An 11,779-nucleotide genomic window follows, 5' to 3' on the forward strand; every position below is an offset into this window, starting at 1 on the left:
GATTATACCTCTCCTTCATATACAGAAACGACAGCTTGTGCAGCAATGCCTTCGCGGCGCCCAATAGCACCCAGCATTTCGTTTGTTGTCGCTTTAATACTAATACGTTCTAATGGTATTTCTAAAACAGATTGTAAATTCGCCTTCATCATATCGATGTGCGGCTTTAATTTAGGTGTCTCCGAAATAACCATAATATCTATATTATAGGCTTGTAACCCACGTTCTTTCAATAAGGAATTAACCTTTTCTAGTAAAAGCATACTAGAAATCCCTTTATACTGGTCATCTTCAGGCGGGAAATAATATCCAATATCTCGTAAACCTGCAGCACCTAACATGGCATCCATCAATGCATGAATGAGAACATCCGCATCGGAATGACCATCAGGACCAAGTTCAGATTCGATATGAACACCGCCAAGAATACATGGGCGACCTGCTTTTAATTGATGAATATCATAACCAAATCCAACGCGCATACGTGTATCCTCAATTCCTAAATATCGTTTAGCTACTGCAATATCATTCGGTGTTGTTACCTTTATATTACAATAGTCTCCTTCAACTATATGTACAGGCTTTCCTATATACTCTACTAAAGATACATCATCTGTGCCAAGATACTTTGTTTCATAAGCCGCTTGATGAGCCTCTACAAACAAGTCTTTTTGAAAGCCTTGTGGCGTTTGAATTTGATATAACTCACTACGATGTAATGTTTCCAAAACATTATGATCTGTATCAACCCGTTTAATGGTATCCGTAGCCGGAACACCTACAGTAGCTGCACCATGGATATTAGCCGCCTCAGCTACATCACTAAACAGCTTAGTAGAAGCTAAAGGTCGCGCCCCATCATGAACAAGAACTATATTAGTATCCTCTGATACAGCCTTGAGTCCACATGCTACAGAATCTTGCCGTTCTTTTCCACCCAGTACGATGTGAACTGGAACAGTTAAATCTAACTCTTGAATATGTTTTGTCATAAACTCTTGTTCACCATCGGCTACAACGAGAATAATCTCATTCAAACCTTCAACCTTTGCTACATTTTGTAGTGTACGCTGAATAATAGAGAATCTCCCTAAAGGGATAAATATCTTATTTTCTTTATATCCCATACGGCGCCCAGCACCAGCGGCGAGAACAATACAACTAATTACCTTGTCCATTTTGTCCTCCATCTACACGAGCAAAGATCATGCGACCTGCACTCGTTTGTAATATGGATGTAACCATAACCTCTACGGTTTGGCCCACATAAGGTTTACCATCTTCCACAACAATCATTGTACCATCGTCGAGATACGCAACGCCTTGATGTACTTCCTTACCTTCTTTCATAATTTGCACGCGAATCCATTCGCCTGCAATGAGGGCTGGTTTAAGTACATTAGCGAGCTCATTAAGATTGAGTACTTCAATACCTTGTACACGAGCAACCTTATTTAAGTTAAAATCGTTAGTCATCAACTTCCATTGTTTATCTAAAGCAAGGCGCATCAATTTAGAGTCAACTTCTGTAAGATCATCATAGTCATCTTCTACCACTTCAATGGCTACCTTATTGGCATCTTGCATCTCTTTCAAAATATCGAGACCACGGCGACCACGATTGCGCTTTGTAGAATCTGCAGAGTCAGAAATAATTTGTAACTCATTCAATACAAAGAGTGGAACTATGAGAGGACCTTCAATAAAACCTGTATTACATAGTTCCTTAATACGTCCATCAATAATAACAGATGTATCTAATAATTTTGGCGTACTAGAGGCTTTATCAGATTTATGAGTGGAGAACATTTTAAAACGACTAGTCTTTTTATTACCATCTCCGCTCCATTGTTGTACATAATTATTGTACATTTCAGGGCCCTTACGAGCCATGATTTTAAGGCCACTATATCCAAAGATAGCACTCAAAATAATAGGAATGTAAGGTCCTATAATAGGTACTTGATTGAATGCAACACCAATTAAATTTGCAATAATAAGACCGAATAATAAACCGATGGTGCCTGCAATCAATTCTTGATTTGGAATATGAGTAAGAATACGTTCTAATCGTTTAGCAATCACTAAACCTTGTTTTAAAATGAATGAAGAAATTAAATAACCAATAATAACGCCAATTAAAGTACCAAGAATTAATACTGAAATACGTGCAATGGTCAATGACATATCCCCAAAAGACTCGAATTGAGAGACTAAATATGGGTCGATAATAGGTGCTAAGCTATCCATTCCAACATAGGCCGCTGTGCCCACAAGAATGGCTATTACATAGCGCAATATCCGATAAATCATCAAATCACCTCCTAATTAAGAAAATACCAGTTGCATTGCCTCTTGAATAGATTTAACGCCTCTAATCTTGATAGAGCTATCATTATCCTTGATCTGCTTATAATTGCCTTCAGGAATAATAAACTTTGTAAAGCCTAATTTTTTAGCTTCATTAATACGCTGTTCAATACGTGGAATGCTACGAACATTACCAGTTAACCCAACCTCACCTAAGATGACCATATCAGTAGGAACGATGCGATTTTTTAAATTAGATACGATAGCAACAGCCATGGACAAGTCACAAGCTGGTTCGTTCACCTTGAGACCACCAATAACGTTAACGTACACGTCCTTATTACCTAATGTAAAACCACAGCGTTTTTCTAGTACTGCCAATAGCACAATTAGACGATTTAAATCATACCCTATGGCAGTGCGTCGTGGCATGCCAAAAGCAGTTGTAACAACAAGGCTTTGTACCTCTACAAGGATAGGACGAACCCCTTCAAGATAAATCATAACGGCGCTGCCGCTTTCCTCATCCGACCGTTCTGCCAACAACGAAGCAGAAGGGTTAGAGAGCTCTTGCAGCCCCTCCTCAACCATGGCAAAGATACCTGTTTCAGAGGTAGAACCAAAACGGTTCTTAATAGAGCGCAAAATACGGAATTGGTAAGACCGTTCACCTTCAAAATAAAGTACTACATCCACCATATGCTCTAACATACGTGGGCCCGCAATATTACCCTCCTTAGTAACGTGTCCAATAATTACCGTTGGAATATTGCGTTCTTTACAGAACCGAAGGAGTCGAGATGTACATTCTCGCACTTGGCTTACACTTCCTGGAGCAGCATCAATATCACCGGTATACATAGTTTGAATAGAGTCAATAACAAGTAAGGATGGCGTCATTGCATCAGCTTGCTCTAAAATATGATCTAAATCTGTATCGGCAATCACTTGTAAACGTTCACTATTAATATGAAGTCGTTCTGCCCGAAGTTTAAGCTGTAATTGAGACTCTTCTCCAGATGCATATAGTACAGTACCTACCGTATCGGCCACCTTTTGAGATACTTGAAGAAGTAGCGTAGATTTGCCTATACCAGGATCACCACCTAAGAGCATAAGAGCCCCAGGAACAATCCCACCACCTAATACGCGGTCGATTTCACCAAAGGTTGTAGATACACGAGTGATAGATGAAATTTCAATATCTGGTAAAGCTGTTGGCTTTGTTGTTTGATTTCCCACACCTCGTGAAGGCGTGCGGCTATGTTTAGTTTCTTTAATAATCTCTTCAACTAATGTATTCCATTCGCCACATTGTGGACAACGTCCCATCCACTTAGAAGACTCCGCTCCACAATTTTGACAGAAGAATACTGATTTTGCTTTTGCCATATTACCTCAAAACTGTTATAAAAGATAAAAAAGGTCATGAATGATAACCATTCATGACCTTTTATGCATAATTTTACTACATGGTTACTATCATTATTCTATAGTATACCATTTAAGCCATATAATTTATATGAAAGGTAGTCATTAACTGTATATTTTATATTTTTTATACGCTGACAACGATCTCGTTATCCTTGACATCTGCTTTTATAGTTTTTCCTTCTGTAGCATCTCCTTTCAAAATAAGGTCTGATACAGGGTCCTCAATTAATCGTTGAATAGCACGTTTTAAAGGCCGAGCCCCCATTGTAAAATCAGAACCTTCCTTAACGAGCAATTGCATCGCCTCAGATGTGATTTCTAATTGAAGCTCACGCTCTTTAAGGCGTTTTGTAACATCACTCATCAAGATAGAGACAATGTGTTTTAAGTCCTCTTCAGTTAATGGACGGAATACAATCATTTCATCAATACGATTTAAAAACTCAGGTCTGAAATGACGTTTTACAGCATCCATAACAGATTTCTTAGCTTCTTTAAAATCAATACTATTAGATTGATTTGTAGAAGATTCAGATTTTTTAGGAGCTAAGAATCCAAGCTCTGAAGAGTTCTTATGTAAAGCTTTAGCACCTAAGTTACTAGTCATAATGATAACCGTATTTCTAAAGTCTACGGTTCTACCTTGACTATCTGTAAGTCGACCATCATCAAGTACTTGCAATAGGATATTAAAGAAATCTGCATGAGCCTTTTCTACTTCATCAAGTAAAATAACGCTATATGGTTTACGACGAACTGCATCAGTAAGTTGACCGCCCTCTTCATATCCTACATATCCAGGAGGGGCCCCAACTAGACGAGAAACAGTATGCTTTTCCATATATTCAGACATATCAAGTCGAATCATTGCAGATTCATCGCCGAACAAGGAAGATGCAAGAGCTCTTGCTAATTCAGTTTTACCAACCCCTGTTGGTCCAAGGAATAAGAATGAACCAATAGGACGTTTTGGATCCTTTAATCCAGCCCTTGCACGGCGCACAGCTTTCGCTACAGCTGTAACAGCATCATCTTGACCGATAACGCGTTTATGTAGCTCATCTTCTAAATGAAGCAAGGTTTCAGATTCTTCTTCTGCTATTTTAGCCACCGGAATACCCGTCCACTGAGCTACTACTGCAGCAATATCTTCTTCTGTAACTATTAGTTTTTGATCACTTTCCTCTTTAGCTACAGCTTTTTTATCGTCAATCTCTTTAACGAGAGCTTGCTCTTCATCACGAAGCTTAGCTGCTTTTTCAAAATCTTGAGATGTAACAGCAGCTTCCTTTTCCTTCTTTACCGTACTAAGTCGCTCTTCTAAAGTCTTAACATCTGGAGCTGCAGAAAAGACTTTCATACGCACCTTAGATGCAGCTTCATCAACCACATCGATAGCCTTATCAGGCAAAAATCGATCTGTAATATATCGACTAGATAAGGTAACAGCAGCTTTTAATGCTTCATCTGTAATTTTAGCCTTATGGAAAGCCTCATAGCGATCTCGCAACCCCATCAAGATTTCAAGAGCATCCTCTTCATTAGGTTCCCCTACTTGAACCGGTTGGAAACGACGCTCTAAGGCAGCATCTTTTTCAATATGCTTTTTATATTCATCAAGTGTCGTAGCGCCAATAACTTGGAATTCACCGCGTGCCAAAGCTGGTTTCAAGATGTTTGCCGCATCCATTGCACCTTCAGTAGCGCCTGCGCCAACTAATGTATGAATTTCATCAATAAAGATAATCATATCATCATGTTGTTGCACTTCATCGATTGCTTTTTTCAAGCGTTCTTCAAATTCACCACGGTATTTTGCACCAGCTAACATGGAGCTAATACTAAGAGAAATAATGCGTTTGTTGCGCAAAATTTCTGGCACATTGCCATTAACGATACGTTGTGCCAATCCTTCAGCAATAGCCGTCTTACCTACACCAGGTTCACCGATAAGAACTGGGTTATTTTTAGTTCTACGGCTAAGAATTTGAATAACACGTTGAATTTCCGTATCACGACCAATGACAGGATCAATTTTACCTTGTTTTGCAGACTCATTTAGGTCCGTTGCGAAATCAGCTAAATCACCTAGATCACCATTATGACTCGCACTCTCTTGCCCATTATCAGCGCCATTTGTATTAGAGCCAAGGATGTGACGAATTGCTTCTACTATATCGTCGGTACGAATATTCATAGCCCTTAGAATTCCAACTGCAACGCCACCACCGTCGCTGAGTAATCCTAAGAGAATATGCTCAGTACCAACGTAATTATGATTCATGCGATTAGCAACTTGAATAGCTAACTCAAGTACATGCTTAACGCGAGGTGTCATATATATGGAGGTTGCTTTTTTATTGCCGCGACCAACTTGTTCTTCTACAGCTTCAAAAATATCTTCTGTAACAATACCAAGCTCTTCTAAAGCCTTAGCAGCAACACCATTTTTAACCTTTGTAAGTCCGATGAGTACATGTTCAGTGCCTACATAGTCATGTCCTAGTTCCAGCGCTGCTTCTTGAGCAAAGGAAAGGACACGCTGTGCATCATCTGTAAATCGTTGCATCATAATATCACCTCATCTATCTATGTAAATTGTAATTATTTCTCTTCAAATATATGTAAACAATGGTAGACTATACCATTGGAATAGCTATTAACTAAACAAACAAATTTATAGTCAACTTGAATTTATCTTATTTACTCTAACCAAGTCGGAGTAGAGCCTTCAATTCTCAATACATAGTTATAAAATGATTATATGTGAATTTAGTTTTTGTAAATTTATATTAATGTGAAAGCTTTTGGCGGATTACCTTCGCCCGATAGCTATCACGCTCTATATCTGTTAGATCATCATTTCCTGCATACTTTGAAAGGAAATTAGGTCTAGTTATAGCAATCAGCTCATTAAAGGAATCCTTACCCCATTGAGGTAAAATATTTAAGTCAACGCCTAACTGGATATCACTAAGCTTTGTTAAAGCCTCTTTACCATTTACACGGCGTGCATTCTGTAGAACTCCATAGGAGCGCCATAACACATCTTCTAAACCTTCTTTATCATTATGTAATAAGGATTGTCGAGATTTTCTCTCTTCTGCAATGATACCTTCTACAATCTTCGTCAATTGCTCGATGGTATCCTCTTCACTTACCCCCATAGTACGTTGATTAGAAATTTGGTAAATATTTCCTAACGCTTCGGAGCCTTCCCCATATAATCCACGTACAGAATACCCCAATTGAATGATGCTACGAATAAGGCGTGTAATTCGTCCAGAGATGGTCAATGCTGGCAAATGTAGCATTACAGATGCCCTCAAACCGGTGCCTACATTAGTAGGGCAAGCCGTTAAATAACCAAACCGTTCATCAAAGGCATATGGATATTTTGCTTCAATTGCCTTATCTATTTTTTGAGCATGTTCATAAGCTTCCTGTAATCGTAATCCTGAAACCATAGATTGAATCCGCAAATGGTCTTCTTCATTCACCATAATTACAATAGATGCATCATCAGATACTACTAAATTACGATATGGCAGTTTTTCCTCCAATGCAGGACTCATTAAATGTTTTTCTACTAATATAGCTCGCTCACGCTCACTTAATTGCTCAAGATTAATATTGGAGTATTGATGCCCATCTGCTTCTTTTAAAGGTTGAAGCAAACCTCTAGAAATAGTATTTACCTTTTCTAAAGATGACTTATCATTACGATTTGTAAACAATATTCCATCAAAATTGCGTGCTAATCGGATTCGACTAGATATGACAATATGATCGGTTGCATCCGTATCGTGTTGTAGCCATGGGCTTAAAGGAGAGTCTAATATAGTATCTAACATAATAAGAACCTCCTACTCTTTATCACCACCAATGATGGCTTCTAATTCTTTTATTTTATCTCTTAAAATGGCTGCATCCTCGAAGTTCTCTGCTTGAATTGCTGAGTCTAATTGATGACGTAACCGCTTTAGTTCATACTTTGCTTTAAATACATTATGACCATGACTAGGAACAGTTCCTTCGTATTCAGAACTACCTTGTAAACGTTGTAATAACGGTTTTATTTCACTAGCAAAGGTTTCATAGCATCTATCACAACCAAACTTGCCTACGCGATTAAACTCATCATAAGTAATACCACATTGAGGGCAACGTTTAGACTGATGTGATTTTAATAAACTATCAGGATAGACCATATTCTTAAAGAAATCATTGGTAAAGAAGCTATCATCCCACATATCATTCATAAAGGAACTATAAGGAGATAATTTTCCCTCCTGTTGTAACGCAGTGGCACAAGTATTGCACAAATGTTGTTCCGTCTTCTGATTATTTACAATATTTGTCATATGGATAGTAGCTTCATTTTTATGGCAATGATCACATATCACTGATCATCACTCCTTCCGTAGTGTATCCACCATTGTTGCGTATAGCTCACGAATTGCATCATTACGATGTTCAATATCCGTATTTTCAATCAATGTAGCAAAAGAATTGTGCATTAATTGAGCTTCACGACGAGTAATTTTTTCTGCTTGTAGCAATTGGAACAAGGATTGGTCTACATCTTTTATATCAATTAAACGATCCACTGTATTTTGACCTTCATAAATACGATAGGTTGTTACAGCTGGTAAAGAATCAGAACTTTCTGGATTTAATTTTGTAATTCGAATATATCCACCTAGACCACGTCTTGATTCAACATCAAACCCACGCTCATTAGAAAAACGTGTACTTAGTACATAACTAATTTGCGAAGGTGCACAATCTAATTCATCAGCTAATTCATTACGCTTTAAAATTAATTTCTCTTGTTCTTCACGCATACGATCTAAAATAAACTTTTCTATTTTATCAGCTATCATACTCATAAAAAACACCTCTTTAACATTTTACTTAATATATTTTTGACTATTTGCTTTTTACATATATTTATTATATTTGACTTTTTGACTTTAGTCAATATAAAGGTCAAATTTCTATACTATATTTTTGACCTTTCAATACATTCTCCTTTGATTGGACTTAATTTTAAATTCTAGGTATAATGAATAAGATATATTTTTATGAAAGAAGGTGTTGTTATGGCAGAAGCATTAGGACAAGAACTTTTAATTGATTTATATTCCTGCGATGAAGATGCAATCTCATCCGCTACAGCTGTACAAGAAAGTGTAGCAACTGCATTTGATTTAGCTGACCTTGATGTTGATGAAATCAGTTGTCAAGTTATGGACGAGGAGATCGCCCTCCTATCTGTTGCACCAGGCTTTCACTTTACATTGCACACATATCCTGCTCTAGGCTATGTGGCTGTTGATTTGTATTCTTTTGAGCAATCCTTACCGCTTACATTGATTATGAAAGCGTTACGTAAATCTTTCAGAGCTGAAAAGGTAAAAGCAACAAGTGTACAACGTGGCGACTTTGGCAACGAACGTGATATGAAGCCACGTCGCAAAACTAAGATCACTACACTTGGTCGTGTCTCTCGCACACGTATCCAACTCAAACAAACAGGCGGCAAGTTGAAAAAACAAAGTGCTAAGGTTATCAAAACATTAGCTAAAAAAAGCGGCCTAAAAAAATAACACAAAAGGACTAACCTATAGGTTAGTCCTTTTTTATAACTCCAAAAAGGCTAGAGGAAATACCTCTAGCCTTTTTAAGGTTGATATTTTATTTATAATAGCTTATCTACGAACCATCATTTCTTCAAGGTCGAGAACATCAGCAATTTCATCAACATCATCACAAATGTATTCTGCGTCAGCTTCTTTTAGTTCAGCTTCTGTACCATAACCATAAGTAACGCCGATAGAGATACAACCAAGTTCGTTAGCTGCCTCTACATCATACTTACGATCCCCAACCATAAAGGCCAAACGTCGACCGTTATCATCGGTCAATGGATTACCACAAAGCTTAAGCGCCTTTTCAAGAATCTCTTTCTTGTGTAATAAACCAGCCTCGTAATTGGCACCTACAATGACATCAAAGTATGGTGTCAATTCAAAGTGGTCTAGAATATCTTTAGCATAATGTTCTGGTTTTGCAGTGGCTACAGCTATAGTATATTGTTCAGTTTTACATTTAGCTAATAAGTCTACAATATTCGGATATACTTTATTTTCAAATTTACCGATAGTACCATACCGTTCACGGAATTTAAAGTATGTTTCTTCCGCTTGCTCAAAGGTCATACCACAATGTTCTTGGAACGCATCTACCAATGGTGGTCCTAAGAATAATTGTAGTGTTTCTTCATCAGGTACATCATAACCAAAATGTTCCAATGCAAATTTAATGCTTTTAAGAATACCTTCTTGAGAATCCGTTAAAGTTCCATCTAAATCAAATAATATCGTTTTCTTCATATTATTTCTTTAAAGCCTCTTTCAATGTATGCCATGCAAGAACTGCACATTTAACACGTGCTGGCATGTTAGAAATATTTTGTAATGCCATAGCATCTTCTAATTCTTCTAACTCATTTTCATCGGTAATCTCTTTTTTGATCATACCTAAGAAAATTTCTACCAAACGAAGCGCTTCCTCAACGGATTTGCCCTTGATGATATCAATCATCATAGATGCAGATGCTTGGCTGATAGCACAACCAGAGCCTGTGTATGCAGCATCTTTAATAATGCCATCTTCCACATTGAGTTGCAATGTTAGGTCATCACCACAACTTGGGTTATGGCCATGCTCAGAATTTGTAAAATGAGCTAATTCATGTTTATTACGCTTATCTTGGTTATGTTCCAAAATAAGTTCCGTATATAATTGATCCATTTCCATTGATGGTAAATCTCCTAATCTTTAAAACCCATTACTGAACGAACTGTCTTTAATACTTCAAGGAAAGCATCTAAATCTTCCTTACGAGTATATAGATACATACTTAGACGAGTGGATGCAGATACATTGTAGAATGCACCTAATGGTTGTGCACAGTGGTGACCAGAACGAACACAAATACCCTTTGAATCTAAGATTGTAGCTACATCATGAGGATGTACATCATCTACTGTAAATGCAATTACACCATGTTTTTCCTTAGGATTTTGAGAGCCAATTACGTGAACGTGAGGCAATGCAACAATCTTAGGAAGAATATATGCTACAAGTTCCTCTTCATAGGCTTCAATAGCATCCATGCCAAAAGATTCTAAATAATCAATAGCTGCATGCAAGGAAACGGCACCATCAGCATTTGGAGTACCTGCTTCGAACTTGTATGGAAGCTCATTAAATGTAGCTGTTTGCTCTTTTACATATTCAATCATGTCACCACCCAATAGGAATGGAGGCATAGCTTCTAATAGTTCACGTTTACCATAGAGTACACCAATACCTTGGGATGCACACATTTTATGGCCAGAGAATACGAAGAAATCGCAATCTAATGCTTGAACGTCGATTTTTTTATGAGGTGTAGATTGAGCACCATCTAGAACAACAATAGCGCCTACAGAGTGAGCCTTTTCAGTTAATTCTTTTACTGGGAATTCCATACCAAGCACGTTACTAACATGAGCAAAAGCGACAATTTTAGTATTTTCATCAATTTTATTGATTTCACCATCTTTTAAATGCCCATGTTCATCAAGGTACATGTATTCTAAAGTTGCCCCAGTTTGTTCTGCTACATATTGCCATGTTACAAGATTTGCATGATGCTCAGCAACAGTAATGACAATCTTGTCACCTTTTTTCACATTATGAAGACCATAGCTATGGGCAATCAAGTTCATAGATTCCGTACTATTACGTGTAAACACGACTTCTTCACGTTCGCGAGCATTGATAAATTCAACTACGCGATCCCGTGCATTTTCATAGTCTTCAGATGCTTCAATAGCCAAAATATGAGAACCACGATGTGGATTACCATTACGTTGTGTCATATGTTCCACAACACGGTCAATTACGGACTGTGGAATTTGTGCAGTAGCACCGCTATCTAAATAGATAACGCGGTGCCCATTATGCTCTTTATGTAATATAG

11 protein-coding genes are annotated in these 11,779 nt (G+C 37.7%); 1 reads left to right on the forward strand and 10 read right to left on the reverse strand.

Going from position 1 to position 11,779, the window contains the following annotated elements:
* Positions 1-2 precede the first annotated feature (2 nt).
* The 7 genes from ispD to QZ055_RS01810 all read right to left on the reverse strand — a co-directional run bounded on the left by ispD (position 3) and on the right by QZ055_RS01810 (position 8,636).
* Entirely contained in the window at positions 3-1,178 is a 1,176-nt protein-coding gene (gene ispD, locus QZ055_RS01780; RefSeq protein WP_295824258.1) for a 2-C-methyl-D-erythritol 4-phosphate cytidylyltransferase, read from the reverse strand.
* Positions 1,162-2,313, reverse strand: a complete 1,152-nt coding sequence (locus QZ055_RS01785; RefSeq protein ID WP_295824260.1) for a PIN/TRAM domain-containing protein — start codon at positions 2,311-2,313, stop codon at positions 1,162-1,164. The genes ispD and QZ055_RS01785 overlap by 17 nt, the downstream gene beginning before the upstream one ends.
* Positions 2,314-2,328: 15 nt before the next feature.
* On the reverse strand, positions 2,329-3,702 hold the full coding sequence (gene radA, locus QZ055_RS01790) for a DNA repair protein RadA (RefSeq protein WP_295824262.1): 1,374 nt from the start codon (positions 3,700-3,702) through the stop codon (positions 2,329-2,331).
* A gap of 166 nt (positions 3,703-3,868) precedes the next feature.
* Positions 3,869-6,316 carry an ATP-dependent Clp protease ATP-binding subunit gene (locus QZ055_RS01795; RefSeq protein ID WP_295824264.1) on the reverse strand — a complete coding sequence of 816 codons (2,448 nt, stop codon included), beginning with the start codon at positions 6,314-6,316 and terminating at the stop codon, positions 3,869-3,871.
* Positions 6,317-6,536: 220 nt separating this feature from the next.
* Positions 6,537-7,598: a protein arginine kinase gene (locus tag QZ055_RS01800; RefSeq protein WP_295824266.1), complete on the reverse strand. Its 1,062-nt coding sequence runs from the start codon at positions 7,596-7,598 to the stop codon at positions 6,537-6,539.
* A 12-nt stretch (positions 7,599-7,610) separates the two neighbouring features.
* Entirely contained in the window at positions 7,611-8,108 is a 498-nt protein-coding gene (locus tag QZ055_RS01805; protein WP_295824269.1) for a UvrB/UvrC motif-containing protein, read from the reverse strand.
* 48 nt (positions 8,109-8,156) lie between these two features.
* Entirely contained in the window at positions 8,157-8,636 is a 480-nt protein-coding gene (locus QZ055_RS01810; protein ID WP_105085695.1) for a CtsR family transcriptional regulator, read from the reverse strand.
* Positions 8,637-8,849: 213 nt separating this feature from the next.
* On the opposite strand from QZ055_RS01810, the gene QZ055_RS01815 reads away from it, so the two are divergent.
* Positions 8,850-9,356 carry an S-adenosylmethionine decarboxylase family protein gene (locus tag QZ055_RS01815; protein ID WP_005386379.1) on the forward strand — a complete coding sequence of 169 codons (507 nt, stop codon included), beginning with the start codon at positions 8,850-8,852 and terminating at the stop codon, positions 9,354-9,356.
* A gap of 102 nt (positions 9,357-9,458) precedes the next feature.
* Here the strand turns inward: QZ055_RS01815 and QZ055_RS01820 are convergent, their stop codons facing one another.
* From QZ055_RS01820 to QZ055_RS01830, 3 genes are read right to left on the reverse strand one after another with little or no spacing between them, the layout of a single operon-like run.
* Positions 9,459-10,142, reverse strand: a complete 684-nt coding sequence (locus tag QZ055_RS01820; protein ID WP_295824271.1) for an HAD hydrolase-like protein — start codon at positions 10,140-10,142, stop codon at positions 9,459-9,461.
* 1 nt (position 10,143) lies between these two features.
* Positions 10,144-10,569, reverse strand: coding sequence for a Fe-S cluster assembly sulfur transfer protein SufU (gene sufU / locus QZ055_RS01825; RefSeq protein ID WP_024066921.1), 426 nt, complete (start codon positions 10,567-10,569; stop codon positions 10,144-10,146).
* 14 nt (positions 10,570-10,583) lie between these two features.
* Entirely contained in the window at positions 10,584-11,777 is a 1,194-nt protein-coding gene (locus QZ055_RS01830; RefSeq protein ID WP_295824273.1) for an aminotransferase class V-fold PLP-dependent enzyme, read from the reverse strand.
* Between the last annotated feature and the right edge of the window lie 2 nt (positions 11,778-11,779).

The sequence above is a fragment of the uncultured Veillonella sp. genome (assembly GCF_905209685.1).
Lineage (GTDB): Bacteria > Bacillota > Negativicutes > Veillonellales > Veillonellaceae > Veillonella.

Excerpts from the sequence above, each read along its gene's own strand:
- ispD (WP_295824258.1), bottom strand. The coding sequence starts at position 1,178 with ATGGACAAGGTAATTAGTTGTATTGTTCTCGCCGCTGGTGCTGGGCGC.
- QZ055_RS01785 (WP_295824260.1), bottom strand. The coding sequence starts at position 2,313 with ATGATTTATCGGATATTGCGCTATGTAATAGCCATTCTTGTGGGCACA.
- radA (WP_295824262.1), bottom strand. The coding sequence starts at position 3,702 with ATGGCAAAAGCAAAATCAGTATTCTTCTGTCAAAATTGTGGAGCGGAG.
- QZ055_RS01795 (WP_295824264.1), bottom strand. The coding sequence starts at position 6,316 with ATGATGCAACGATTTACAGATGATGCACAGCGTGTCCTTTCCTTTGCT.
- QZ055_RS01800 (WP_295824266.1), bottom strand. The coding sequence starts at position 7,598 with ATGTTAGATACTATATTAGACTCTCCTTTAAGCCCATGGCTACAACAC.
- QZ055_RS01805 (WP_295824269.1), bottom strand. The coding sequence starts at position 8,108 with ATGACAAATATTGTAAATAATCAGAAGACGGAACAACATTTGTGCAAT.
- QZ055_RS01810 (WP_105085695.1), bottom strand. The coding sequence starts at position 8,636 with ATGAGTATGATAGCTGATAAAATAGAAAAGTTTATTTTAGATCGTATG.
- QZ055_RS01815 (WP_005386379.1), top strand. The coding sequence starts at position 8,850 with ATGGCAGAAGCATTAGGACAAGAACTTTTAATTGATTTATATTCCTGC.
- QZ055_RS01820 (WP_295824271.1), bottom strand. The coding sequence starts at position 10,142 with ATGAAGAAAACGATATTATTTGATTTAGATGGAACTTTAACGGATTCT.
- sufU (WP_024066921.1), bottom strand. The coding sequence starts at position 10,569 with ATGGAAATGGATCAATTATATACGGAACTTATTTTGGAACATAACCAA.